1 protein-coding gene is annotated in these 788 nt (G+C 43.0%); it reads left to right on the top strand.

Annotated elements, in window-relative coordinates; genetic code table 11:
• Positions 1-350: 350 nt before the first annotated feature.
• Positions 351-788: hypothetical protein (locus F8C82_RS14655; RefSeq protein WP_151694377.1), on the top strand; the 438-nt coding region annotated here is incomplete at its 3' end.

Raw genomic sequence — 788 nt, 5'->3', positions numbered from 1 at the left:
AAAGGAAAAGACTCCAATGGTCAGGATTTGGCCGATGGTACGTACTTCTACACCATCGAACTCAACAATCCAATGACGTATCAAAGTGAAACCCTTAGTGGTTCCATCAACATCATGAGAGGTGAATAATCAACAAAAGGGCCTTTCACTCAAACCAAAGATCGCTGACTCAAAAAAAAGAATCGAAGACTAGATAGACCTTTTAGTAGACAAGTGAACTGAATCGTTAAATAATTCATCCACACCGTATACACCTATTAGGTAGTGTATGACGCACATGCATCAACATTCATGTGGGTTGTATACTACCTATTTCGTACTTTCGAAAACTATCGCTAAAGCGTGTATACATGAAATCTACTTTGAAATTACTCACGGTCTTGCTTCTTGGAATCTTCAGTTTCCAGGCACAGGCATCTCACGTTATTGGTGGAGACATCCAATACGAGTATCTCGGAAACAATAGGTATTACATCAAGTTGGTCATCTATCGCCAACAACCGGGCGCAGGCCTTGGTGCAACAACCAACGTAAACGTTACCTCTGCTACTTGTGGGGTAAACACTTCCATCCAGTTGACGCGTACGGCTCAATATTTGGCACAAGGCGCATGGGATTGTATTACTCCAAATGCAACGATTTTCGTTCCTGAAGTAAACGTGTACGAGACTACTACGAGTAACCCTCTTACCTTGACCAGCCGCTGTTCGGACTATAAAATGTCTTGGAACTTGTGTTGCCGTCCAGGTGGTATCACCAACATTGGTACAGGTGGTGCAAGTAGTGCT

It is taken from the genome of Phaeocystidibacter marisrubri, from assembly GCF_008933165.1.
GTDB lineage: Bacteria > Bacteroidota > Bacteroidia > Flavobacteriales > Schleiferiaceae > Phaeocystidibacter > Phaeocystidibacter marisrubri.
Note: the sequence above shows the minus strand (reverse complement) of the source record. Positions and strands in the feature narration are given on the sequence as shown.